Here is a 23,797-nt window from a genome sequence, read left to right as displayed (position 1 = left end):
GATTGATCCGGCTAGGCAGCTTCACGCCCTTGGCGGGCAGCATGCGCCAGCCCCCATGCGAGCGCGAGAACCAGCGCCATCCAATAGCCCGAGGCAAAAGCGATCGCTGCCAGCAACAGCGCGGCCATGATGCAGAGCACTCGGCCTGGCATTCCTGACAGTCCGGACCAGAAACCATAGGACACGGCGCCGAGACCAATGAGCGATGCGCCGAAGGCGTGCGCGGCGTGGAGCAGCATCGGGCTTTGATTGCCGCCGGTCAGCAGCGACGGTGCTGCGAACAGAGTGACGCCCAGGAGCGGCGGAACGATGGCGACCGCGACGGTCGGGGGCTTGCGCCCGCTCCGCCAATCGAGGCCAAAGCAGTAGATCGCCAGGCTGATCGCCCACAGGCTGTGCAGGCCGACATATATCCAACGTTCGGGCGTCGCGAGCGGGGTGAACTGGGCCCGTAGCGCCTCGAAGCTCATGATCAGATTATAGGCGAACGGGCCGAGCACAGCGGCGCTGCGCCGTCCGGGCAGGGTCCAGGCAGCGAATAGCGCGGCCAGCCCGAATGGCAGGACGACCGCGCCGCGGCCCTGGACGATCTGCAACAGCAGCACGCCGCCCGCCAGATCGTCCGAAACCGTGCGCGCGGTGCCGGCCGGCGAGACGATCCAGAAGATCGCGGTTATCACCCCGAAGAAGCCGAAGCTGGCCAGCGCGAAACGGAGCCAATGCGGGCTGCCGCGCCGTCCCGCGGCAAGGCACAGGATGATCGCGGCGATGAGCGCGGCGGCGGCAAGCTTGAACATGCGGCTTCATTCCCTGCGGCGCCGCGCTCCTGCGCGGCGCCCTCGTCTTCCTCAATAGTTCCAGCTGAGCCGTGCGCCATAGGTGCGCGGCGCACCGGGGATACCCGACGGCACCGGCCCGCTGGTGTACACGTTCAGCACATATTCGCGCTTGGTGAGGTTGCGGCCCCACAGCTCGAAGGTCCAGGCCTTGCCCGCCTTCACGCCGACCGCGGCGTTGACCAGGCCATAGCCGTCCTGCCCGACCAGCGGCGAGTTGATCACCGTGAAGTAGGTCTGGCTGCGGCGCGAATATTCGCCGCGGACATAGGCCGAATAATCCCCGCCCAGCTCATGCTCATATTGCGCGGAGAAGTTCATCGTGAACTTGGGCGCGTTGTTCAGCCGGTTGCCGCTCGCGTCGATCGTCGCGGTGCCGCCGATCGGGGCCGCCGGATAATCCTTATAGGTCGCGTCGAGATAGGCGAAGTTCGCGGTCAGATCGAGGCCGGGAACGGGCTTCGCGGTCAGTTCCAGCTCGACGCCCTTCACCGTCGCCGAGGCGGCGTTGACGATATCGGTGACGCCCGGGCTGATGAAGGCGTTGACCTGCAGATCCTTGTAATCATAGCGGAAGGCGCTGACGTTGGCGATCAGCCGGTTGTCGAGCAGCCGGGTCTTGAGGCCGATTTCATAGGCCCACAGCGTCTCCGGATCGAAGCCCTGCGCGGCATTGGCCGAGTTGAAGTTGAACCCGCCGCTCTTGAAGCCGCGCGTCACCGACGCATAGGCCAGGATCGCCTGGGTCGGGGTCCAGTTGAGGCCGATCTTCGGCGTGAAGCTGTTGAACTTGCGCGAGGCGGCATAGCTGATCAGCGGCAGCGCGACATTGGTCGTCACGAAGCGCCGGTCGATCGACTGGGTGAAGTCCTTCTTCTCTTCCGAATAGCGCGCGCCGAGCACCGCAGAGAGGCTGTCGCTGAAACGATAGGTGCCCTGCGCATAGCCGGCATAGGCGCGGGTATGAGTATAGGGGCGGAAGGTGGCGCGCAGGTCGCGGGCCGGCTGGCCGAGGAAGCTGTTGGTGCGGACCTTTTCGTTGAAATAGAACAGGCCCAGCACATAATCGAGGTTGCCCGCCGATCCGACCAGGTTGAACTCCTGCGAGAACTGCTTGGCGCGCTCACCGAGGTTGACGGTCAGCAGCGCCTGATCGGTAGCATCACCATCCTGCTGCGAAGTCGAGTTGCTGTCGCGATAGGCGGTCAGCGACTTGAGCGTCGCATTGTCCGACAGCTCGAACTCGACATCCTCGGACACGCCCCAGATGCGGGTGCGGCTGAACTGCGGGAAATCGAGCGCGACCTTCTTGTAATTGCCGAGGATCGAGTTGGTGGCCGGATCGAACGTGGTCTGGAGCACCGAGAAGCCGGGGATGCGCTGCTTCGACAGCGCATAATCGGCGCGGGTCGTCGCGACGATCCCGTCGGCCAGGGTCAGGCGCAACTGGCCACGGATCGCGCGACTGTTCTCATTGTCGACGTCATTGCCCGACGCGACGATATTCTCGCGATAATCGTCATGATGGACATAGGAGGCAGCGAGGCTCGCCTGCACCTTGTCCTCGACGATCGGGCCGCCGACATAGCCGCCGACGTCGATCAGGCCGTAATTGCCCGCGCTGGCCGCGAAGCGCGCCCGCACGTCGTTGCCGGGGGTACGAGAGATGATATTGATCGTGCCACCCGCCGAGTTGCGGCCATAGAGCGTACCCTGCGGTCCGCGCAGCACCTCGACGCGCTCGACATCGAGGAAGGTCATGAACTGGGCGAAGGGCCGGGCCAGATAGACGCCGTCGGCATGGACGGTGACGCTGGGGTCCGAGCCGTTGAAGCTGTTGTTGGAGCCCACGCCGCGAATGTAGATCTGCGCATAGGTCGAGAATTGCGAGACGCTGAGGCTCGGCACCACTTGCCCCAGATCCTTGGTGCTGACGATGTGCGCATCGGCCAGCGCTTCGCCCGAAAAGGCCGAGATCGCGATCGGGGTGCGCTGCACTGAGGATTCGCCGGTCTTGTTGGCGGTGACGATGATGTCGGCGATGCCCTCGTCCGCGGCGGGCGCATCCTGCGCCAGCGCCGGAGTCGCGGCCAGCATGGCGGCGACCGCTACGGTCGACAGGAAACGGATATCGGCAATCTTCTTCATGTAATTCCTCCCCACGGATGGCCGCTTCGCACGGTCGAACTGTCGCCCTTCTCGGGGTCAGTCACCATGTTGTTATGATGTTAGTACAACATCATGTCAATATATTTGCGGCGATGCTCGTCACGATGCCGAAACCGCCCGTTTTCCAGCGCGCGACAGCTGCCAGCCGATAACGGCCGCGCCGATCGTCCAGACGATGTGCAGCAGCTCGACGGTCCAGCGCGACGGCGTCGCGATGCTCTCCATCTGGGCGATGAAACCGGCAACCGACAACGCCGCGTTTCCGACGAACATCCCTGCGACCACCGGCAAGGCGACGGGCAACCGCAGTCGGTCACGCGCTGCCCAGGCGAGCCAGCCGAGCGGAAGATCGACCGCGCCGCGCGCCATCGCGAAATAGCCCGCTCCCTGCCCTGCCATCGTCTCCAGTTGCGCACCGAGACCACCCGGCGCGACCAGCCAGAGCAGCCCCGTAATCCCGGTCCACAGTGCAAAGCTGATCAGCAGCAGGCGCGACGGATCGCGCCACGGCAAGCGGTCGATTTCTTCGGCGCCATGGGCCGATTGCCATGCGAAGCCTGAGGCCCAGAGCGTGCACAAAAGCACCGCGACCCAGCGATATGGCGCGGCGACCGGGGACAGTTGCACCATCAGGAACAGACCGGCGAACAGCGCGCTCGACGCCGCCAGCCCGGGCAATATCCAACGCTGCCGTCCGGCGTCCCGCGCCGCCAGCAGGGCGATCACGCCCAGCGCGAGGACCGCCGCCCCGCGCGACTGGGCGAGATGCTCGACAAATATGCTCGACGTCCCGGCTTCAAGGCGATTGGCCCGGGCGGGGGCAAGGATCAGCGCCAGCCCGCCGGCGCCCATGCACAGGCCATAGCTGCCGAGCAGCCAGGGCAGGATGCGGGATGCGGGCTTGGCCGCCATGACGATCAGGCCGCCGCCCGCGCGGCATATTGCGCGCGCAGCCACGACCAGGGTTCGGACCGGCCATTGGCGCGGCCGAGCTCGTCGGCCTGGCACTGGCGCTTCAGCTCCTCGACGTCGAGGCCATGCTGGCGGGCGAAGTTCGCGCCGAGGATGCCGATCTTGATCTCGGGGGTGAGCGCCGGATAGCCGCGCGGCATCTCGAAGCGCCAGAAGGCCTCCAGGAAAGGCTGCGGGTGAACGCCGGTCGCCCCGGTCGAGAAGAAGATCCGATCGTGCGCACCAGACCCGATCAGCGGCGCCATCATCTCGGCGAAGCGCTGGCCATGGTTGATCGCATAGCAGGGCGCCGCTTCGAGATTGATCGAGATGTTCGGATAGGTTTCGAGCAGGCGGACCGTGTCATCGAAGAAGGCGAGCCCGCCATGAACGATCTCGAATGTGATGTCGGGGAAGGTCTTCAGCGCCGCCTCCACATCGTCCATATGATAATGGTCGATCGTGATCGGCCCCAGCGGCAGCGCCTTGTGCATGGCGATGACCTTAAGCCCCTCGTTGCGCGCCAGTTCGAACAGCGGGTACATCCGCTTCTCGTCGTCCAGCCGGATGCGCTTCAGCTCACCCTCGACGATGTCGGCCGGATAAAGTTTCAGCCCGGCAACATGATGATCGCGGATCAGCGACACCACCTTCGCCGCCGGATCCTCTTCCCACGGGCTCAGGCCGCCATAGATCATCATCCGGTGCGGGTAGCGGCGCTGGATCGCCTCGGCGATGTGGATCGGCGAGGATCCGTCGCCAAAGAAGCCGTACATCGGCACGCCATGATAGGCGGCGACATCGACGTCGCTCTCGCGGAACAGCACCTCCTCCATGACCTGCGGCTGATGGTCGAACAGGTTCTGGAACTGCTCCAGCGTGATCTTGTAGCGCGGATCGTCATGCGGCCCGAGCTGATTGTAGACCCAGTGATAGAGCCCGCGCACCACGTCCGACACGAACGGCTGGCGCAGATTATCCTCGCGGAAATTGAACGCATGCACCGTGGCATCGATCACGAGATTGCCTTCGATCATGTCTCTCTCCCTCTCGTGGCGGTCAGCTTGCGATCTGCCGGGCGGCCCGCGCGGCATCCAGCCGGGCGCGATAGTCCGCGGTCATCTGATCGGGGGTCCACACCGTGTCGCTGTCGAGCGACACCGCGACCTCCTCGATCCCGTCGAGCGCGCCAACCCGCTGGCGCACCTCGTTCAGGAAGACGCCCGCCATCATGCAGAAGGGATGGGTGATCCCGATCTCGACCACGGCGCGCAGCCCGCCCTCGTCGCGCGCCTCCAGCTCGGCCTTGACCACCAGCCCCATGTCGACGAGCCCGGCGGGCGCGCCCGTCGTGATGCTGCACGGATCGACGATGCCGTTCAGGCATTCGCGCACCGCATCGATCAACGCCGGGCCTTCTATCTTCGTCATATGGGTCATGCGGCCTCTCCCAGACTGCTGTTGCGGATGACGGACCAGGGCGCGATCTTGCGCTTCTCCTCCAGTCCATATTGGTCGGTGCGGCACGCGCCCTTGAGCGCCTCGACGTCCCAGCCGTGCACGCGCGCGAAATTGCCGCCGAGGATGCCGCGCTTGGTCTCCTCGCTCAGCGGCGGGAAACCCTTGGGCATCGCATAGTCCCAGAAGGATTTGACGAAGGGATCGGGATGCATGATCGGCGCGCCGGTCGAGAAGAACAGCCGGTCCGCGCCCGCCGCCAGCAGCGGGGCCATCATCTCGGCGAACTTGTCCTGCAGGTTGAGCGAATAGCAGGGGGTGGATTCGAGGTTCACCGTCACGTTCGGATAGCGGGTGAGCAGCGCGGCGATCTCCTCGCTGAAGGCGAAGCCGCCATGGACGATCTCGAAGGTGAGCTCCGGAAAGGCGGCGATGGCCGGGGCCATGTCATCGACATGGTAGCGATCGACCAGGGTCGGCGCGAGCGGCACCGCCTTGTGCACCGCGACCACCTTCAACCCGCGCTCGCACATCTTCTCGAACAGCGGGAACATCAGCTTCTCGTCGTCGAAGCGGTTCTCGACCAGCCGCCCCTCGACCATGTCGAGCGGATACATCTTCACCCCGATCACGCCGATATCGTCGATCAGATGATCGAGATGCGCGATCGGATCGGGCGCGCGCGGCGTCAGGTCGCCATAGAGGAACAGGCGGTGCGGCAGGCGCTTGGCGATGGCGGAGGCGACCCAAAGCGGCGAGCTGCCGTCCTTATACATGCCGTAGAGCGGCACCCCCTGATACACCGCGACGTCGATGTCGCTCTCGGCGAACAGCACGCTTTCCAGCAGGTCCGGCTGCAGTTCGAAGCGCTCGACGAACTGATGGTAGCTCAGCTTATATTCGTCAAAGCCGATCGGCTGCAGATGGTTGTTCCCCCAATGATAAAGGAGCTTGGTCAACCCCTCCAGATGCGGGTCGAGCAGGTTGCTCGGATGGAAGTGGCCGCCATGCACCGTGGCATCGACGACGAAGACGTCATCGATCATGCCGGTTCATAGTCCCTGCCCGCGAGTGCCGCGAGCGCGCGGCCACCCAGCATCTCGTCCTCGCTGTAATGGCCGCCTGCGATGCCGTAGCCGCCGACGCAATTGCCATCGACGATCATCGGGAAACCGCCGGGCACGACGAGCATGTCGCCGCTCGCGCTGAGTGCGGTCGTCACCAGCGGATCGTTGCGGAACATGTCGACCATCGAGCTGGTCGGCATCGCCAGCGCCGACGCGGCGACCGCCTTGCGACGCGCTGCCTCCGCACTGGCGAAGATCGCATGATCGGTGCGGTACATCGCGATCAGATGGCCGCCCTTGTCGACCGCGACCACCGAGACGTTGAGATTGTAGCGCTCGGCATGTTCCAGCACGCTTTCGCAGAATTTGCGGGCTTGGTGCAGATTGGCGTTCATCAGATACTCCTTCGGATCAGGATGCGGCCGCGGTGAGCGGCGTGGTTTCATGGTGAAGTTCGTCGAGCGCGCGGAGCACCGCGTCGCCCATCTCTCGGGTGCCGATCGCGGGCAGGCCGCCAGCGATATCCGCCGTGCGCGCGCCGCCGTCGATCGCGCGCTGGACGGCGCGGTCGAGCAGATCGGCCTCGTCGGGCAGGCCGAAGCTCTCGGTCAGGCACAGTCCGAAGCTCAGGATCGAGCCGATCGGGTTGCAGATGCCACGCCCGGCAATATCGGGCGCGCTGCCGTGGATCGGCTCGTACAGCGCCTGCCGCCGCCCGGTGATGTCCTTCGGCCCGATCGAGGCCGAGGGCAGCATCCCGATCGACCCCGCCACCATCGCGGCACAATCCGACAGGATGTCGCCGAACAGATTCTCGGTGACGATCACGTCGAACTGGCGGGGGTTCCGCACAAGCTGCATCGCGCAATTATCGACATACATGTGGCTCAGCTCCACGTCGGGGAACTGGGCATGCACCTTTTCCACCTCCTCGCGCCACAACATGCTGACCTCCAACACATTGGCCTTGTCGACCGAACAAAGCCTGCCGCTACGGCGGCGGGCGAGTTCGAACGCGGACTCGGCGATGCGGCGCACCCGGTCGCTGGTATAGGTCATGCTGTTGGTGCCGCGGCGGCGGCCGTCGTCGAGCGTCTCGATGCCGCGCGGCTCGCTGAAATAGAGGCCCGCGGTCAGTTCGCGGACAATGACGATATCGGCACTCTCGATGATCTCGGGCCGCAGGCTCGACATCGCCTCCAGCCCGCCGAAGGTGCGGACCGGGCGGCGATTGTCGAACAGGTCGAGCCGGCTGCGCATTCGCAGCAGATTGTCGGGCAGCCAGTGATGCTTGGGGATCGCATCATAATCGGGCGATCCGCTCGCCCCGAACAGGATCGCGTCGGCCTGATCGATCAGGTCCCACGCCTCGGGCCGCACCACCGCGCCATGGGCGTGCCAGGCGGAGATGCCGTACAGCTCCTCGTGCAGGTCGAGGCGCAGGCCGCGCCGGGCGACGAACCAGTCGATCACCCGCTTGACCTCGGCCATCGCCTCGGGGCCGACGCCGTCGCCCGCCATGATCAGCACTTTCGGCACAGTCTGCTCGATCGAAGCGGTGGCCCAGGGCTGCGCCACGCGCTGCGCCCGCTGATGCGCGGCGATCTCGGCATCGAAGCGCAGCGTCTGGTCGATATCGTCGAGCCCTTCGAGCAACTGGGCGCGGTGAGTCGGATCGATCGTGAAACCGATGCTCCGCCCGGACGGCGCAGCGATCGCCTGTGCATCCAGATCGACGGTGAAGGGTGCGGGCTCCTGCGGATCGATCTCGGCCTGCAGCGCCGCGACCTCGGCCTCAGGCAGGGTGATCGTCAATATGCCGTTCTGGAGGCAGTTCGCCGCGAAGATATCGCCGAAGCTCGGCGCGATGACACAGGCGATGCCGAAATCGTGGAGCGCCCAGACCGCCGCCTCGCGCGAGCTGCCGCAGCCGAAATTCTCACCCGCGATCAGGATTCGGCTATCGCGGAAGGCGGGCTGGTTCAGGATGAACCCCGGCTTCTCGCTGCCGTCGGCCTCATAGCGAAACGGCTCGAACAGATAGGGGCCGAGAGCGCCTTTGCCGAACTCCATGAGCCGGCTGATCCGCACCATCACCTCGGTGTCGATATTGGGCAGCGGCAAGGGGGCGGCGATGGCGGTCAGGGTCGTGAACGGCTTCATAGGGATTCTCCGGCGCGACGGACGTCGCAGATAGTGCCCGCCAGCGCGGAAGCCGCGGCGGTGGCGGGGCTGACGAGATGGGTGCGGACGCCAGGCCCCTGGCGGCCGACGAAATTGCGGTTGGTGGTGGACACCGATCGCTCGCCGGGCTGGAGATGCTCGCCCGCGGTGGCAAGGCACAGCGAACAGCCCGGCTCGCGCCATTCGAATCCGGCGGCGCGGAAGATGGTGTCCAGCCCCTCGGCCTCCGCCGCCTGCTGGACGCGCCGCGATCCGGGGACGACCCAGGCGATCACATGCGGCGCAACCCGCCCGCCCGCCGCCACCCGAGCCGCCTCGCGCAGGTCGGACAGGCGGCCATTGGCGCAGGAACCGATGAACACCCGGTCAATCGGTGTGCCGACCAGCGCCTGCCCTGCGGCAAGCCCCATATAGTCGAGCGCATCGGTCATCCGCTGACGGCGGGCGGGATCGGCCTCGGCGGCGGGATCGGGAACCCGGCCGTCGATCGCGATCACATCCTCCGGGCTGGTGCCCCAACTGATCTGAGGGGTGACATCGGCGATGTCGATATGATGTTCGGCGTCGAAGCGGGCATCGGCATCGCTGGCGATCGTACGCCAATAGGCCACCGCCTGATCGAACAGCGCACCTTTCGGGGAGAAGGGCTTGTTCTTCAGATAGGCATAGGTTCGCTCGTCAGGAGCGACCATACCGATCTTCGCGCCCAGCTCGATCGACAGGTTGCACAGCGTCAGCCGCTCCTCGATCGACAGCGCCTTGATTGCTGGGCCCGCATATTCGATCGCATAGCCCTGCCCCGCCTTGGTGCCGAGCCGCGCGATCGTGAATAGGATGATGTCCTTGGCGGTGACCGCCGCGCCGGGCGCACCGCTATAGACGATCCGCATCGTCTTCGGCTTGCGCTGCCGGATCGTCTGGGTCGCCAGAACATGGACGACCTCGGTGGTGCCGATGCCGAAGGACAGCGAGGCAAGCCCGCCATGGGTACAGCTGTGGCTGTCGCCGCAGACGATCAGGCTGCCCGGCAAGGTCAGGCCCAGCTCGGGGCCGACGACATGCACGATGCCCTGCCCATCTTCGCCGATGTCGAACAGGCGCACCCCCGCCGCGCGGCTGCCCTCGCGCATCCGGTCGATCAGCCCGGTCGCGACCCGGTCCAATCCCGCCGGGCGTTCCGGGCGGCTGGTGACGCCATGGTCGGGCATCGCGAAGGTACGCTCGGGATTGCGGATCGGCAGGCCGCGCGCGGCGAGCCGGTCATAGGCTGGCCCCGCGACGAGGTCGTGGATCAGATGGCGGTCGACATCGAGCAGGGTCAGCCCACCGCCGAGATCGGCAACGGCATGCTCCGCCCATATCTTGTCGAACATCGTACGCGCCATTGGCCTCCCCATCTCGAATCTTATGTCGTATTAATATCAATACAACATAACTACTCAAGCTGAAAATTTTCGTGTCAGATCGACAGGTTGGACAGAGGCGTAATGCCGATATAAGCAGGACAAGTCATATCGGGGCAGCTCCGGCCGGCCCGATCAAAGGTTCGAAGGTTAAGACAAATGGCGCGGGACGGAAGCACTGAAACGAGCGGCGCGCGCCGGGGACGAAAGCCAGTAACGGCCACCGCCGCGACGGCCGAGGGCGACCTGCCCCTGCTCCGCCGCCAGGGCGCCTCTCTGAACCACCAGATCTTCCTCGTGATGCGCGACCGGATCCTCAACGGCCATTATGAAGCAGGACAGGGGCTGCCCAGCGAAGAGGAATTGTCGCGTCTCTTCTCGGTGTCGCGGATCACGATCCGCTCGGCGATGGCGACGCTGGAGGCCGAGCATCTGATCGAGCGGCGGCAAGGCGTGGGCACCTTCGTCGCGCCGACGATCCGCCCGCCGCAGCTCCATGCATCGGTGTCGGGCGTGATCGAGCATATCGCCGACATCGACCGCAAGACCGAGGTGCGGCTGATCGAGCTCGATTATGTCCGCGCGCCCTTCCACATCCAATCGGTGTTCGGCTGCGACAGCAGCGCAGTGTTCCAGCGCGCGGTACGCCTGCGGTCGATCGGCCAGGTGCCGATCTTCCACATCATCACCTTCATCCCGCAGGAGATCGGCAAGGATTTCACGCGGGAGGAGCTGAACCGCACCTCGCTCTACAAACTGCTCCAGCGGAGCGGCATCGTGCTGCACTCGGGGCATCAGGTGGTGAGCGCACAGCTTGCCGACCCGGTCGTCGCCCCGCTGCTCAACGTCGCGGTGGGCAGCCCGCTGCTTCAGCTCCGTCGCCAGCATTTCGACGAGAGCAACCGGCTGGTCGAATATTTCGAGATGCTGGCATCGCCGACCATGTTCGAACTGAACATGTCGCTCGACCCCGAGGCGCTGGCGGGCTGATCGGACTTCAGGGGTATCGGCTGCGACAGGCCGATGCCCTGTCCGGTCGGCAGGCCGAATTGAAGCCGAGGCTCAGCTGACGATGTCGTTTTTGATGGTACGAGCAGCGGCTAGAAATGCAGCGGCTGCGGCCATGGACACAAAGGCAGTCGTGATCAGCGACCAGCGGATACCTCCCCCGCCCCCTAGACTGCCCGAGAAGATATCGCTCAACATACCGACGGTGAGCGGTCCGAGGCCAAGGCCGACGAGATTCCCGAAAAACAGGAGGATCGCGACCGCCGTCGCGCGGTTGTGGGCTCTGGCCAGGCCCTGAACACTTGCGAAGATCGGACCATAATAAACTGACTGAAGCAGTACGGGCATCCCTAGCAGCAGCAGGGCCGACAACGTGTCCGGCGTCATATAGGCGATCGATATCGGAAGCGGCAGAACGATGGCCGCGATGGCCGGAACGATGGCATAGGCTCTGATATTGCTGATCGCCGCACGGTCCGCGACAGCGCCTCCCACCCACGTGCCGATTGCCCCGAAAATTCCGACGACGAGACCGAGCGCCAGACCAAGAAAACCGGTCAGCCCCAGCGACAGCCCGGAAAAGGCATGTAATTCGTCCCCCAGTGCCGCAAGGCCAACGGCATGATTGCGCAGGAAGAAGGAACTATGGAAGGCGAGTTGGCCATAGTTGACGAAGCTCATGAGCGACATCGCAACGACCATCCAGATATAGGTCTGGTTGCCGCGCAGTTCGGCCAATGTTTCGCGGAAGTTCGGCGACGGCCGGCTTGCGGCCCCGGCGCGCGCCTTCCGCCGCGGTTCGGGCAAGGTAAAGAACGCGATCAGGCCGAGCACTACCCCGGGCAGGCCGACGATCAGGAAAGCGGACCGCCAGCCGAAACTGTCCGCCACGAGCCCCCCGATGATCATGCCCATCAGCGAACCCACCGGAATACCCAGCGAAAAGGTTGCCATCGCCGATGCTCGCTTGTCGCGGGCGGTATAGTCCGTGATCAACGAATGCGAAGCGGGCGTGCAGCCCGCCTCTCCCACGCCTACCGCAACGCGCGTCATGAACAGCTGTACGAAGTTCTGGGCGATGCCGCACAGGCCGGTGAACAGGCTCCAGGTGATGGCCGAGGCCGCGATGATCTTCACGCGATCGCCTCTTTCCGCCAACCGCGCGATAGGCAGCGCCAGCGAGGCGTAGAAAAGCGCGAAGGACAAGCCGGTCAGCGATCCCAGCTGCCAGTCGGAAAGATGCAGATCGCGCTTGATGGGCTCGGCCAGGATATTGACGATCTGCCGATCGAGGAAGTTGAGCATGTAGAGCAGGAACAGGATGCTGAGCGCATAGCGGCGATATCGCGCCGAAAGCGCGGCACCATCGGAAGCTCGGTCGTCTGCCTGCATGTTTCTATCCTCTCGCGGCCCGACTAGCAGCAGCCCGGCGGAATAATCTGCCGAATGACGCGGCCCGCGGCCCCGCGGCCTCGATAATATGCCGGCCAAGCGGCCACGGGCCGAGCGGTCATCCTCTGATCGTGTTGCCGCCGTCGACGACGATATTCTGCCCGCTGACATAGGCGCCTGCGCTCGACGCGAGGAAGAGAGCAGCACCCGCTATCTCGTGCGGCTCGCCGATACGGCCGAGCGGCGTCGTCTTACGGAGATGCGCCTCCATCTCGGGATCCTCCCACCAGGCGCGGGCGAAGTCCGTCCGGATCACACCGGGCGCGATGGCATTGACCCTTATATTGTGAGGGCCGAGTTCCACCGCCAGATTGCGTACAAGCTGGAGATCAGCGGCTTTCGAGACATTATAGGCGCCGATGACATCCGAGCCCATGAGCCCGCCGATCGACGACACGATGATGATCGCGCCCTCGCGCCGCGCGATCATCTCCGGCGCGACCATGCCGATCAGCCAGTGATTGGCGAGAATGTTGTTGTCGAGGATCTTGCGGAATTGATCGTCGCTGATCCCGGACAGCGGACCATAATAGGGATTCGTCGCGGCGTTGCAGACCAGGATGTCGATCGTGCCGGCAAGTCGGCGCGCTTCGTCCACCAGCTCCCGAAGCGCGGCCTTGTCGGAGATGGTGGCGGCGATGGCGAAAGCCCGCCCCCTCCCGTGGCGGGCATTCAGTGCATCTGCGACATCATCGCAGGCCGACTGCTTTCGGCTGGAAATCACGACGCGGGCGCCCGCGCTGGCAAAGGCTTCGGCGATGGCGCGCCCGATGCCGCGTGACGAACCGGTGATAACGGCGACCTTGCCGCTCAGGTTGAACATTTCCATCAGACATCTCTTGCGAAAGGCCCCGGCCTTTTGATCGAAAGCCGGCTCGAATACTCGTCCGCGATCCGGTCACGGATGAGGCTGCCCAAGGGCTAGGCGCGAAGGCTCAGGCTGCGTGAATCGTTGATCGGAAGCGCGGTCTTGTAAGTGATCTGCTTCAGGACGAGGTTCGACCGGATGCTGGCGACGGATTCGATCTTGGACAGTTTATTTGCAATCAACCGCTCCAGCTCCTCGACGTCACGGACGATCACGCGCAGAAGAAAATCGCACTCGCCGATCATCCAGTTGCATTCCATGACCTCGGGAAGCCGCTCGACCGCCTCGCGAAAATTCTCGAGCGCAGCGCGCGGCTGCTTGTCGAGCGTCACCTGGATATAGGCGTTGATCTCCAGCCCCATCTTCTTGGGGTTGAGAAGCGTGACACGTTTTTCGATGATACCGGTCTGCTCGAGCTTCTTCACTCTGGTCAGACAAGGTGAAGGCGACAAGGCGACCCGGTCGGCAAGTTCGACATTTGTCAGATTCGCGTCATTCTGCAGTTCATTGAGGATTTTTATGTCGATCCTATCGAGCGTCAGGGCGTTTTGCATTGGAATCCTCCCAGAGCTTGGATGCCGAAACGAGGTAGCATCGGCACAAAATTCCATGGCTGGGCTGCTAGGGAATTGAGCGCTCATTCTGTTCCGCGTTTCAACAAAACCACGGCATGAAGTGTAGCCGAACGCCGCAGGCGACAATATTCATAGGATTGCCATTTAATATCGCGAAACGGTCAACGTTGGAATAGGGTGGCCAGGGTTGCCGGAGCTGTTGCATGCCAAGAGCGAAGAAAGAGGCGGGGGAAGAATCGGGAATCGCGGCAGCGGACGGAGGCGCCGCAGTCCCATGGGATGTCGACGGGCCCCGTATCAGCTTCGGCGCACTCGACCCCGACGACCTGCCAAGACCGGTGACGTCCTTCGTCTTCAAGCGCTCGGAAAATGAAGACGAATTGCCGATCCACAAGCATCGCAAAGGACAGCTGGTGGTGACGGCGGAGGGCTCGATCATGTGTCGGACGCTCGATGGCCTTCGGATCGTTCCGTCCAACGGCGCGGTCTGGGTACCGGGCGGCGTGCCTCACAGGATCGAGATATCGGACACCGGTCGGTCCTATTGCGTCTTCATCGATCCGGGGATCGCACCGTTACCGGATGGCTGCGCAACCTTCTCCATCAGCCCGATGTTGCGGGAGATGATCTTCCACCTTGCCAAGCTGCCTCCGCTTTATCCGCTGGAAGGGCCGACGAGCCGGCTGGCGCAGGTGCTTCTGGACGAACTCGCGCAGATGAAGGCGGAGCCGCTCCACTTCCCGGTCGCCAGTCATCCCAAGATACAGCAGATCGCCGCCGAACTGCTCGATACGCCGGATGATCACAGGACGATAAGAGAATGGGCGGCGACCGTTGCGATGAGCGAGCGGAGTCTGGCTCGGCTGATCATCAAGCATACCGGCATGACCTTCGGCCGCTGGCGTCAACAGCTCCATATCGTGATTGCCGTGCAACGGCTTTCGTCGGGGGCCACGGTCCAGGCCGTTTCGCAGGAGCTGGGTTATGACTCGCCCAGTGCGTTCACGACGATGTTCAGACGATATATGGGCAAGCCGCCACGGCGTTATCTGCAGGATCGCGCCGAGGGCGCACTCAACTGAGCCCGGCTCGACCGATCGGGTAACGGGGGCGTCCGCGGACGCCCCCGACAGCATCAGAACTTATAGGAGAAAGACCCTTTTATGGTCCGAGGCGCGCCGATCCGTGCATCGCTGCACATGGTGCACACGCCATTGACGCGATCGCCCAGGATCTGATCCTGATATTCGCTGTTATAGACTTCCTTGAAGGCGTTATCGACGCGAAGCGCCAGCTCCCACTTGTCGTCTATGTCACCCAGCGACAGCCGGAATGCGGCGATATCATATGCCCGCTGGGCAGTAAGATTGGGCACGTCCCAATAGAAACCGCTATTGTGGGTCAATTCACCGCGCAATCCGATCTTCAGCCCGGCCGAGACCGGCCGGCTATAGTCCGCGCTGATCGTCCCGGAGAAACGCGGTGCGTTCGTCGTGCGGTTGCCGCTAATGTCCTGCAGGAAGTAGACGCCGCTCAACCATTTCGACTTGAGCAAGCCGCCGCTCGCGGAAATCGAAAAATCCTTCGCGGGATGCACGGTGCCCGAGAATTCGAGGCCGTAGGATTCCGATGTACCGACATTGGTGATGACCTCGACAACGACGCCGCCCTGGTTCACCCGGGATTCGAACTGCCGATCCTTATATTTGATGTAGAAACCGGCCAGGTCATAATCCACCAGGCCGTCCAGGATCCGTCCCTTGGCACCCGCCTCGATATTGACCGAGGTTTCCCGCTTGTACGGCACCAATGTGGCATCGCCATGCGTGTTCAACTTGCTCGGCTCATAGCCTTTCGACAGCGATGCATAGAGCATCAGGTTACGTGACGAGTGATAGGCCAGCGACAGCTTCGGCAGAACGATGGTGTCGGATGTGCGTCCCGATTGTACAATGGTGAGATCGTTCGCGCTGAACGTCGAATGATCGAGCCGGGCGCCGATGTTGATCTCGAATTTGCCCGCCTTGTAACCGATATTGGCGAAGCCGGCATATTGCCGTTGCATCGTCGTCGTATCGTAAAAGTCTGGAATGGTCGGGGCTCCCACCGCCGGCGCGCCCAGATAGAGATCGACCTGGCTCAACAGATCGAGGTCGCGGATCGAGCTGTAATAGGCGCCGAGCAGCCAGCTCAACGGCCCCGTGCCATCCGAAGCGAGCCGTAACTCCTGGGTGAAGACCTTCGTCACCACCGGATCGCGCTGCGATGCCGACACGGCGTCCGCGGGGGAGATGTCGACGTCCCAAAGGATACGGTTCTTGCGGCGGGTATAGGATGTGAGCGAGGTCAAGGTCGCGAAATCGAGATCCCGGTTAATCGACAGGGTGCCGCCGAGGATCTGCTTGTGATTGAAGATGCGCTCGCTCAGCGGGGCTTCATAGGAATATTCGCGCGGTCCGCTGGTAGGGTAATAATCATTACCGCCGTTATTGGTCTTGCTGTACCGCATGTTGGCGAGGATTTCCGTCGCGTCGTCGGGATTGAGGCGGACGGTTGCACGGACCCCATATTCGGTCGACTTATCAGGATTTTCGTCAAGAATTGGGTTGTAGATATACCCGCCGTCATGATCGGCATAAGCCGACAGCCGAACGGCGGCGATACCATCCACGATCGGCAGATTCACCGAGCTCGCGATGTTGAGTATGTTTCGTTCGCCGACTTCCGCGGTGAACTGTCCTTCGGTCTCGTAAACCGGCTTTTTCGTCACGAACTTGATCGCGCCGCCGATCGAGCTGCCGCCATAGAGCGTTCCCTGCGGTCCCTTGAGCACCTCCACCCGTTCCAGATCGACGAGCCGGGCCGACTGGTCGGTGACGTTGCGCACGTCGTCGACATAAAAGCCGACGCCCTGCGTGTTGCCGAAGGCGCCGACGCCGCGGATGACGACGTTGGGTTCGTTGTCACCGCGTCGGTTCAAGACGACATTGGGTAGCTTGCGGCCCAGATCGTCGACATCGCTGATCCCGCCCTTCGCCAAGGCATCGGCGGAAAAAGCTGTTATGGTCTCGGGAACGTCCTGCAGGCGCTCGTTTCGCTTACGTGCCGTGACGACGATATCGCTCGCATCCGATCCGTCGGACTCGGCGGCCTGGTTCGCCGGCTGGGTCTGCGCCCATGCGGGGGCTGCCGTCGACGCGAAGATCGCGACCGACGCGACGCTCGACAGGCAAAAGTTCAGGATGGAATCTTTTTTCATAGTGCCTCCCTTTTCACCGATGCGACTGAGCGCATCGATCCGTTGCGCAAAATTGGAAGAGCCACGAGAAAAATCGTCAGGCGCTTCGACACGGCGTGTCGGACAGCTTTTTATAATCGACCCTGGCGAAAACTCGATTTCTTCCAGAGACGGAGCTCCGCAAATATACTAATGATTAGACGGATTCCGGCTCATTCTTCCTGCGATATTATTATAGGATGAATATAATAATCGCTTTTGCGACATATTAAATATTCACCCGGGAAGTCTTCTTTTCTTAAAAATGGCCTTCCTATCGTTTAATCTCTCATAGGATGGACGGCATGTAATGCTGATCTTGCCGGATCGCGCGGCATGATACGAAATGATCTGCTGCCCGGATTGCCGTCGCTCAATCCGCTAGCAAGTGATCGAAACAGCGCACCTCCGGTGGATGGGCGAGCGCGGCCATGACGGGTGCGAAGCTTTGCTTGGGCAGCTCCCGGCCACTCGCTTCATGCGCTTGCCGGCTGGCCCATCGCTCGATGAAGACGAAGCTTCCAGGCCGTCCGTCCTCACGCAGCAATTCGATGCCCCGGCATCCCTCAACAGGCCGGATGACGGCGGCGAGCGCGACGAGAGCGGCTTCGAGCATCTCGGCTCCGCCGGGCTTCGCGGTCATCAGATAATGGCGGACGAGAGTCATGGCTTTCAGAGCTGCCGGTGCTCGACGATGTTCAAGCCATATCCCCTGAGCGCGACCGGCGTGTGCCGGGAATTTGTGAGCAGGATCATGTCGTGAATGCCGAGTTCGGCGAGGATCTGGGCGCCGATGCCATAATCGCGCAGCTCGGTGATGTCCGCGACCGGCTCTCCCGCCTTGATGCGCAGCAGCTGCGACATCGGAACGTCGCGATTGAAGAGTACGATCACGCCCTTTCCTTCCTGCGCGATGGCCTCCATCGACCGGGCGATCAGGCTGTTGCGATCGCCGGTCTGGCCAAGGACATCCGAAAAGACGTCCAGCGCGTGCATCCGGGCGATCGTCGGGCCCGACGGGTCGATATGCCCTTTTACCAGGGCGATGGCCTCGGCCCCGATCGTCTTGATGCGAAAGGTAATGGCCGTCCATTCGCCGCCCCAGTGGCTCTGGATCGGTGCCGTGGCGACGCGTTCGACGTCATGATCATGGCGCCGCCGATAAGCGATGAGGTCCCGGATCGTGCCGATCTTAAGACCATGCAGCGAAGCGAAACCGATCAGGTCTTCAAGCCGGGCCATCGTGCCGTCATCATTCATGATCTCGCAGATCACCCCCGACGGGTTGAGCCCGGCGAGGCGAGCGACATCCACCGCCGCCTCGGTATGGCCGGCCCGCACGAGCACGCCGCCGGGTCTCGCGATCAGTGGAAAGACGTGGCCGGGCGTCACGATATGTTCGGGGCCCTTGGCGGAGTCTATCGCGACCGCAACCGTTCGCGCACGATCCTGGGCGGATATGCCGGTGGAAACGCCGTCGCGCGCTTCTATAGAGACGGTGAAGGCGGTTTCATGCCGGGTACCGTTCTGCGGACTCATCAGTTCGAGGCCGAGCTGGTCGACCCGCTCCTTGCCCAGCGCCAGACAGATCAGCCCCCGCCCATGGGCCGCCATGAAGTTGATCGCGGCGGGGGTGGCCATTTGCGCGGGGATGACCAGGTCGCCCTCATTCTCGCGATCCTCATCGTCGACCAGGATGAACATGCGGCCGTTGCGCGCCTCATCGACGATTTCCGCGGTCGTCGACAGAGCCGAACGGTCGAGATCGGGGCGTCGAGCGGTCATGGCCTGCTACCTCCCAAAGACGATCTACGAAACGGCGTCGCGAATGAGGCGATCTTCGGAATCGTCGTACAGCGATGCGATCAGCGCGCTGTAGCGGTCGTGAAGATTCCTGCGGCGCTTCTTGCGGGTCGCGGTCATGACCCCGTTCTCGACCGACAGTTCTTCGTGCAGGATCCGGAAAGCCTTGACCTGCTCGACTTGGGCGAGGCGCTGATTGGCTTTCGCGACTTCACCTTCGATCAGCCGGATGACGGCTTCCGAGGAGCATAGGTCCGCATATTCGCGAACCGAAATGTCGCGATCTTTGACCCAGTCCATCATCGCCACGCGATCCACCTCGATAAGGGCGACGAGGTATTTCCGGCCATCGCCGCAAACGGCGGCCTCCGAAATATAGGGGCTCTGGCGCAGCTCGTTCTCGATCTGGGCGGGGCTTATCGACTTGCCGCCGGATGTGTTGAGTATCTCCTTCTTGCGATCCACCAGCGCCAGCCGGCCGTCCTCGCGCCGTTCGACGATATCGCCGGTGTGGAGCCACCCGTCGCGCAAGGCTTCGCGCGTCTCTTCGGGCTTGTTGAGGTAGCCGATGAAAAGACCGGGCCCCTTCACCAGCATTTCGCCGTCCGCAGCAAGCACGGTCTGCCAGCGCGGATCCGGTATTGGTTCGCCGATCGTCCCCGGTTTCGACCAATCGCGTATCTGCGCGGCATTGGCGCCGACCAGCTCGGTCTGCCCATAGCATTCCTTCAGGTTCACGCCCCAGACCTGCCAAAATTTCATGACCTCCGCCGGCATCGGCGCCGAGGCGGTGTAGGGATATTTCAGTTCGTCGAGCCCGATCTCCGCCAGACACGGCAGAAAGAATTCATTCCGGCAAGTGACGAAAAGCGCGTCCAGCAGGGGATTGCCCCGGCCCTCGCCCTGGCGAGCCGCCAGCGCCTTTTTCGCGACCGCCATCGCCAGCCGGTATGCGGTGCGGCGCTGCGGGTCGGAGCCGTTGATACGGCTGACCAGCTCCGCCGCATAGCGTTGATAGAAACGGGGCGGCGCCATCCAGTAGGTCGGCTTGACGTCCCGGATGGTGTTCGCGAACTCCGCGCCGCTTTCCCCGAAATATGGGACCGCCTCGCTGAACAGCGGAAGGATGATCCCCTGCCCTAGCCCCACCACGTGCGACATGGGCAGATGGATGACCAGCCGTTGCGGCTCACTGAACAGCGGGGGACAGAATTTTCGTGTGGTCGCCAGCCCTTCTATGAGCGAGCGGTGGGTCAATATCGCGCCCTTGGGATTGCCGGTGGTGCCGGACGTGTAGACGATGCTGGCAACATCGTCAGGGCGGGCTTCGCGCGCGCGTTCGTCGAGCAGCGCAATGCCGTCGGAAGCCCCGGCGGCAAATCGGTCCAGCGATATGATGTTGTCAGCCTGCGCGGCAGCAGGGTCGAAGACGATGATCTTTTCCAGGGCCGCGGCTTGCCGGGCCCGCGACACGACGGCGAGCTCCTTCTCGCCGGCTACGAAAGCCAGCCTGCACCCGGTATCAGCGAAAATATATTCCACCTCTTCGGTGGAAGAGGTGAAATATATCCCCACCGCGACGCCGCCAGCGCAGGTGGTCGCCATATAGGCTTTGGCCCATTCCTGCGATACGTCGCCCATGATCGCCACATGGTCGCCCTTCCGCAACCCATGGTCGAGGAGCGCCTGGGAGAGCGCGGCGATGTCGGCGGCATATTCACGCCATGTCGAACATCGCCACTGGCCGGCGCGCTTCTGATGAAACGCCACGCGGTCCCCGCAGGAATCCCTTCGATCCCGCAGCAGCGACGGCAGCGTGGCCCCCTCCAGTGAGGCATCATGAGACGAAAGCGGCGACGTCACCTCAGTTGCCGCCTTCCGCAAAGCGCTTCCGCTTTTCGAGGAATGCCGCGACCGCTTCCTTGCGCTCGGGGCTGCGGAAGGTGAGCATCTCATGTGCTGCCGCCGTATCGAGATTCAGGTGGACCTGATCCTTGATCAGCTTGTTGACGGCATATTTCGTCCAGACGATCGCGTCGCGCGGGCCACTGGCCAGCATCTCGGCATAGTTGATCGCATGGTCGAGGACGGTTCCTTCCGGCACGACCTTGTTGATCATGCCGGCAGCGGCGGCCTCTTCCGCCGAGATGAAATCGCCGGTCATCAGATAATGTTTGGCGCGCACCGGCCCGAGCAGCATCGGCCAGATCACGGCCCCGCCATCGCCTGCCACCACGCCCGCCGTGACATGCGTGTCCGCAAAGCGTGCGCTGGGCTGGGCGAAGATGACGTCGCAGAACAAGGCCAGGGTCGCACCCAGACCCACGGCCACGCCGTTCACGGCGGCGATCAGCGGCGATTCCAGTTCGAGCATGTTGCGGATGAGGTGACGGCCCGACCGGGTCGGCGAGATCGTATCGACGTCGTCATCGAGCGCGTTCTGATCGCCGCCGGAGCAAAAGCCCCGTCCGGCGCCGGTCAGCACAATGGCTTTCACCTTCGGATCATTGTCGAGGTCGACGAAGACCTCTTCCAGCGCCGAATGCATCGGCCAGCTGATGGCATTCAGGATTTGCGGGCGGTTCATGGTGACCACCGCAACCCCGCTCGGCCGGATCTCGACGATGAGATCCTGGTAGACTTTATTGCTCATTCCGCTCTCCAATGTCTGGGCCAGGCCCGTGCGATTAACCGTGCGCCTCTCTCATCGAGCGGATTTGCTCGAGCACGTCGTCATAGGAGCGCACCACGTTGTTGCGGTCCTTGAAGTGGGGGATCACATGGCGGCCGATGAGGTCGATCGCCTTCATGATCTCGCTGTGGGGAACCGAGTCGAGGTGAAAGAGGATCTCGTCGACGCCGAGGTCGATCACCTTCTCCAGCTGGCGGATGACGGTGTCGGGGCTTCCGCAGACCAGGCTGGCCGACTCATTGACGAGATAGTCCCAGTCGGTTGCCGCGCGTTGCAGCGCCTCGTGCCCCTCGGCCATATAGGCGTAGTCGCTCGATATCTTGGCGAGCTTGGGATAGCCGCTGGTCGATATCCGCGCGTAGTGCTTCAGCGGCTCGGCATAGACGTCGATCGCCTCCTGGTCGGTCTTCCCGATACCGATGAACAGCGGCATGCCGATGCGGGGCCGCTCGAGCGGACCATCGGGATCGCGCTTCCAGTTGGACAGATAGGCGTCGATGAGCTTGGCTTGCGCCTCCCAGCCCTTGTAGAGCGAGTGGCTGAGGACCGCGAGCCCCTGTTCGCCCGCCCAGGCGTGGCTTCGTTCGCTGGTCGCCGCAATGCCCATCACGGGGTAGGGCTTTTGCAGCGGCTTCGGGACCAGCTGGCGCGGCGGCACCTGGTAATGCTTGCCCGTGAAGGTGAAGATGTCCTTGCTGAAAGCTTCGCGGATGAGAGCGATGCCCTCCTCCATCTGCTCCAGCGTTTCGCTGGGTTCCACGTTGAACGCGCGCATCGCGATGGTGGTGTTCGCCCGGCCGCAATAAAGTTCGAAACGGCCGTTCGAGAGGATGTCGCTGACCGCCGCCCGCTCCGCCGTGCGGAGCGCGTGATTGATCTTCTTCGGCATCAGTGAAACCGCCGGACGAAGACGGATTCGCGAAGTGACCGCCGCGAGATAGCCATAGACCACTTCGGGCGCGGAGCTCGATATGCCACCCAGCGCCACGTGCTGTTCCGACAGGCTGACGATGTCGAAGCCCATCTTCTCGGCCAGCACCGCCTCGTCGACGAGCTCATGAAGCCGGCGCGAATAGCTTTGCCCGACCTGCGTTTCCTGCTCCGACCAGAAGCCAAACTTAACTGACACTGCCTATCTCCTTGGGGGTTCCCAGCGAATCTCGATGCATGACAAATTGTCATGGGGCGCCCGGCAGAAGCTGCCGAAGATGCGCGACGCCGGTCGATGTTTCGAAACTTTGTTCGGTGGCGGCGCCACCGGCGCCCGGATAGGCGCCAGCCTGTTAGAAGGCGTCGCGCCGGAAGCTGTCGACGAGGAGCGCAGTCATCCGTTCGATGCAGTTCCGGCCAATGGCGATGGACGAACCGTGCGGATCGCCGAGGATGCCGTTGGGGCTCAAAGCGCGCAGGCCCTTCTCCCACATCAGGTCAAGGTCGGCGGTGGACGGGAGCCCAAGCGGCCCAGCCTCATAATGGGCCGGGCGAACGCGATCAGGGTGGATGTCGAGCATGAGTGACGTTTCCGCGATATCCGCATGTCCGCCGACATGATCTGTCTCGCCACCCGCCTGGGTGACCGCATCGCGCCAGTTTTCCAGCCAGGCGCGGGCGTCGGTGAAGGCCGCAACACGGCATGACGCGGGCACCGCCGCGCGCAGCCTGGGAAGCATGTCCGCCAGCGGCGGGCAATTGCCGACATGGGCGGAGAAGATCAGGATCCGCTCGAAGCCGTGGCTGGCCAGGCTCGTGCAATAATCGCGACAGATCATCTCGAAGGTTGCATTCCGCAACGATATCGTGCCCGCAAAGGGAAGGTGATGCGACGAGCAGCCCACCTTGATAGTAGGTGCCACGAGCGAATTCCCCAGGCCACGCGCGACCAATATGCCGAGATGGTCGGCATGATCGGCGTCGACGCTCAGTGACAGATGCGGGCCATGCTGCTCGATGGCTCCGCACGGAATGACGATCGTGCGAATACCCTCGGCAAGCGCCTGAGCGACCTCAGCCGAGGTCATGAGCTCGAGGCGAAGATCGTCGTTCACAGCCGGCAT

At 63.3% G+C, this 23,797-nt stretch carries 22 protein-coding genes and 1 pseudogene; 3 read left to right on the top strand and 20 right to left on the bottom strand.

Translation table 11 applies throughout. The features are described 5' to 3' along the window. Positions 1-11: 11 nt before the first annotated feature. The 10 genes and pseudogenes from ASE00_RS00425 to leuC all read right to left on the bottom strand — a co-directional run bounded on the left by ASE00_RS00425 (position 12) and on the right by leuC (position 10,062). On the bottom strand, positions 12-797 hold the full coding sequence (locus ASE00_RS00425; protein WP_056376829.1) for a hypothetical protein: 786 nt from the start codon (positions 795-797) through the stop codon (positions 12-14). 51 nt (positions 798-848) lie between these two features. Continuing rightward, positions 849-2,984, bottom strand: a complete 2,136-nt coding sequence (locus ASE00_RS00420) for a TonB-dependent receptor (protein WP_056376828.1) — start codon at positions 2,982-2,984, stop codon at positions 849-851. Between the two features lie 120 nt (positions 2,985-3,104). Next, a complete protein-coding gene (locus ASE00_RS00415; protein ID WP_056376826.1) occupies positions 3,105-3,962 on the bottom strand; it encodes a hypothetical protein in 858 nt (285 codons plus the stop codon). Beyond that, entirely contained in the window at positions 3,923-4,993 is a 1,071-nt protein-coding gene (locus ASE00_RS00410; protein WP_056376824.1) for an amidohydrolase family protein, read from the bottom strand. The genes ASE00_RS00415 and ASE00_RS00410 overlap by 40 nt, the downstream gene beginning before the upstream one ends. Positions 4,994-5,015: 22 nt before the next feature. After that, the gene (locus ASE00_RS00405) at positions 5,016-5,396 is read right to left on the bottom strand and encodes a metal-sulfur cluster assembly factor (protein WP_082594352.1); all 381 of its coding nucleotides are present in this window, start codon (positions 5,394-5,396) and stop codon (positions 5,016-5,018) included. Next, positions 5,393-6,460, bottom strand: a complete 1,068-nt coding sequence (locus tag ASE00_RS00400) for an amidohydrolase family protein (RefSeq protein ID WP_056376823.1) — start codon at positions 6,458-6,460, stop codon at positions 5,393-5,395. The genes ASE00_RS00405 and ASE00_RS00400 overlap by 4 nt, the downstream gene beginning before the upstream one ends. Then, on the bottom strand, positions 6,457-6,876 hold the full coding sequence (locus ASE00_RS00395) for a GlcG/HbpS family heme-binding protein (RefSeq protein ID WP_056376821.1): 420 nt from the start codon (positions 6,874-6,876) through the stop codon (positions 6,457-6,459). The genes ASE00_RS00400 and ASE00_RS00395 overlap by 4 nt, the downstream gene beginning before the upstream one ends. A gap of 16 nt (positions 6,877-6,892) precedes the next feature. After that, positions 6,893-8,002 (bottom strand): 3-isopropylmalate dehydrogenase, encoded by a 1,110-nt coding sequence (leuB, locus tag ASE00_RS24370; RefSeq protein ID WP_056379134.1) that lies wholly within the window; start codon positions 8,000-8,002, stop codon positions 6,893-6,895. Between the two features lie 99 nt (positions 8,003-8,101). Then, a pseudogene (gene leuD, locus ASE00_RS24365) lies at positions 8,102-8,644 on the bottom strand (3-isopropylmalate dehydratase small subunit); the annotation flags it as partial. Continuing rightward, the gene (gene leuC / locus ASE00_RS00385) at positions 8,641-10,062 is read right to left on the bottom strand and encodes a 3-isopropylmalate dehydratase large subunit (protein WP_056376819.1); all 1,422 of its coding nucleotides are present in this window, start codon (positions 10,060-10,062) and stop codon (positions 8,641-8,643) included. The gene leuC and the pseudogene leuD, both read right to left, overlap by 4 nt. 165 nt (positions 10,063-10,227) lie before the next feature. On the opposite strand from leuC, the gene ASE00_RS00380 reads away from it, so the two are divergent. Then, positions 10,228-11,058: a GntR family transcriptional regulator gene (locus ASE00_RS00380; RefSeq protein ID WP_056376817.1), complete on the top strand. Its 831-nt coding sequence runs from the start codon at positions 10,228-10,230 to the stop codon at positions 11,056-11,058. A 72-nt stretch (positions 11,059-11,130) separates the two neighbouring features. Here the strand turns inward: ASE00_RS00380 and ASE00_RS00375 are convergent, their stop codons facing one another. Continuing rightward, positions 11,131-12,381 carry a spinster family MFS transporter gene (locus ASE00_RS00375; RefSeq protein ID WP_235538582.1) on the bottom strand — a complete coding sequence of 417 codons (1,251 nt, stop codon included), beginning with the start codon at positions 12,379-12,381 and terminating at the stop codon, positions 11,131-11,133. Between ASE00_RS00375 and ASE00_RS23955 the strand changes: the two genes are divergently transcribed. After that, positions 12,316-12,495, top strand: coding sequence for a hypothetical protein (locus ASE00_RS23955; protein WP_235538602.1), 180 nt, complete (start codon positions 12,316-12,318; stop codon positions 12,493-12,495). The two genes, ASE00_RS00375 and ASE00_RS23955, sit on opposite strands and share 66 nt — an antisense overlap. 91 nt (positions 12,496-12,586) lie before the next feature. On the opposite strand, the gene ASE00_RS00370 is transcribed toward ASE00_RS23955, so the two are convergent. Together ASE00_RS00370 and ASE00_RS00365 are read right to left on the bottom strand one after the other, a co-directional pair. After that, positions 12,587-13,357: an SDR family NAD(P)-dependent oxidoreductase gene (locus ASE00_RS00370; protein WP_056376814.1), complete on the bottom strand. Its 771-nt coding sequence runs from the start codon at positions 13,355-13,357 to the stop codon at positions 12,587-12,589. A gap of 92 nt (positions 13,358-13,449) precedes the next feature. Further along, entirely contained in the window at positions 13,450-13,950 is a 501-nt protein-coding gene (locus tag ASE00_RS00365) for an Lrp/AsnC family transcriptional regulator (RefSeq protein WP_056376813.1), read from the bottom strand. Between the two features lie 224 nt (positions 13,951-14,174). Here ASE00_RS00365 and ASE00_RS00360 point away from each other — a divergent pair, with 224 nt between their 5' ends. Continuing rightward, positions 14,175-15,053: an AraC family transcriptional regulator gene (locus ASE00_RS00360; RefSeq protein ID WP_082594346.1), complete on the top strand. Its 879-nt coding sequence runs from the start codon at positions 14,175-14,177 to the stop codon at positions 15,051-15,053. 53 nt (positions 15,054-15,106) lie between these two features. Here the strand turns inward: ASE00_RS00360 and ASE00_RS00355 are convergent, their stop codons facing one another. The 7 genes from ASE00_RS00355 to ASE00_RS00325 form a co-directional block, all read right to left on the bottom strand. Further along, positions 15,107-17,230: a TonB-dependent receptor gene (locus ASE00_RS00355; protein WP_056376811.1), complete on the bottom strand. Its 2,124-nt coding sequence runs from the start codon at positions 17,228-17,230 to the stop codon at positions 15,107-15,109. A 391-nt stretch (positions 17,231-17,621) separates the two neighbouring features. Then, positions 17,622-17,915, bottom strand: a complete 294-nt coding sequence (locus tag ASE00_RS00350; protein WP_056376809.1) for a putative quinol monooxygenase — start codon at positions 17,913-17,915, stop codon at positions 17,622-17,624. 5 nt (positions 17,916-17,920) lie between these two features. Next, positions 17,921-19,033: a 3,4-dihydroxy-2-butanone-4-phosphate synthase gene (gene ribB / locus ASE00_RS00345; protein ID WP_056376808.1), complete on the bottom strand. Its 1,113-nt coding sequence runs from the start codon at positions 19,031-19,033 to the stop codon at positions 17,921-17,923. 24 nt (positions 19,034-19,057) lie between these two features. Beyond that, on the bottom strand, positions 19,058-20,821 hold the full coding sequence (locus tag ASE00_RS00340; RefSeq protein WP_235538477.1) for an AMP-binding protein: 1,764 nt from the start codon (positions 20,819-20,821) through the stop codon (positions 19,058-19,060). Positions 20,822-20,915: 94 nt separating this feature from the next. Further along, the gene (locus ASE00_RS00335) at positions 20,916-21,704 is read right to left on the bottom strand and encodes an enoyl-CoA hydratase/isomerase family protein (protein ID WP_056376805.1); all 789 of its coding nucleotides are present in this window, start codon (positions 21,702-21,704) and stop codon (positions 20,916-20,918) included. 34 nt (positions 21,705-21,738) lie between these two features. Further along, entirely contained in the window at positions 21,739-22,872 is a 1,134-nt protein-coding gene (locus ASE00_RS00330) for an LLM class flavin-dependent oxidoreductase (RefSeq protein WP_056376804.1), read from the bottom strand. 154 nt (positions 22,873-23,026) lie between these two features. After that, positions 23,027-23,797: a creatininase family protein gene (locus ASE00_RS00325; protein ID WP_056376802.1), complete on the bottom strand. Its 771-nt coding sequence runs from the start codon at positions 23,795-23,797 to the stop codon at positions 23,027-23,029.

It is taken from the genome of Sphingomonas sp. Root710, from assembly GCF_001429065.1.
Lineage (GTDB): Bacteria > Pseudomonadota > Alphaproteobacteria > Sphingomonadales > Sphingomonadaceae > Rhizorhabdus.
This window is presented reverse-complemented; position numbering and strand designations above follow the sequence as displayed.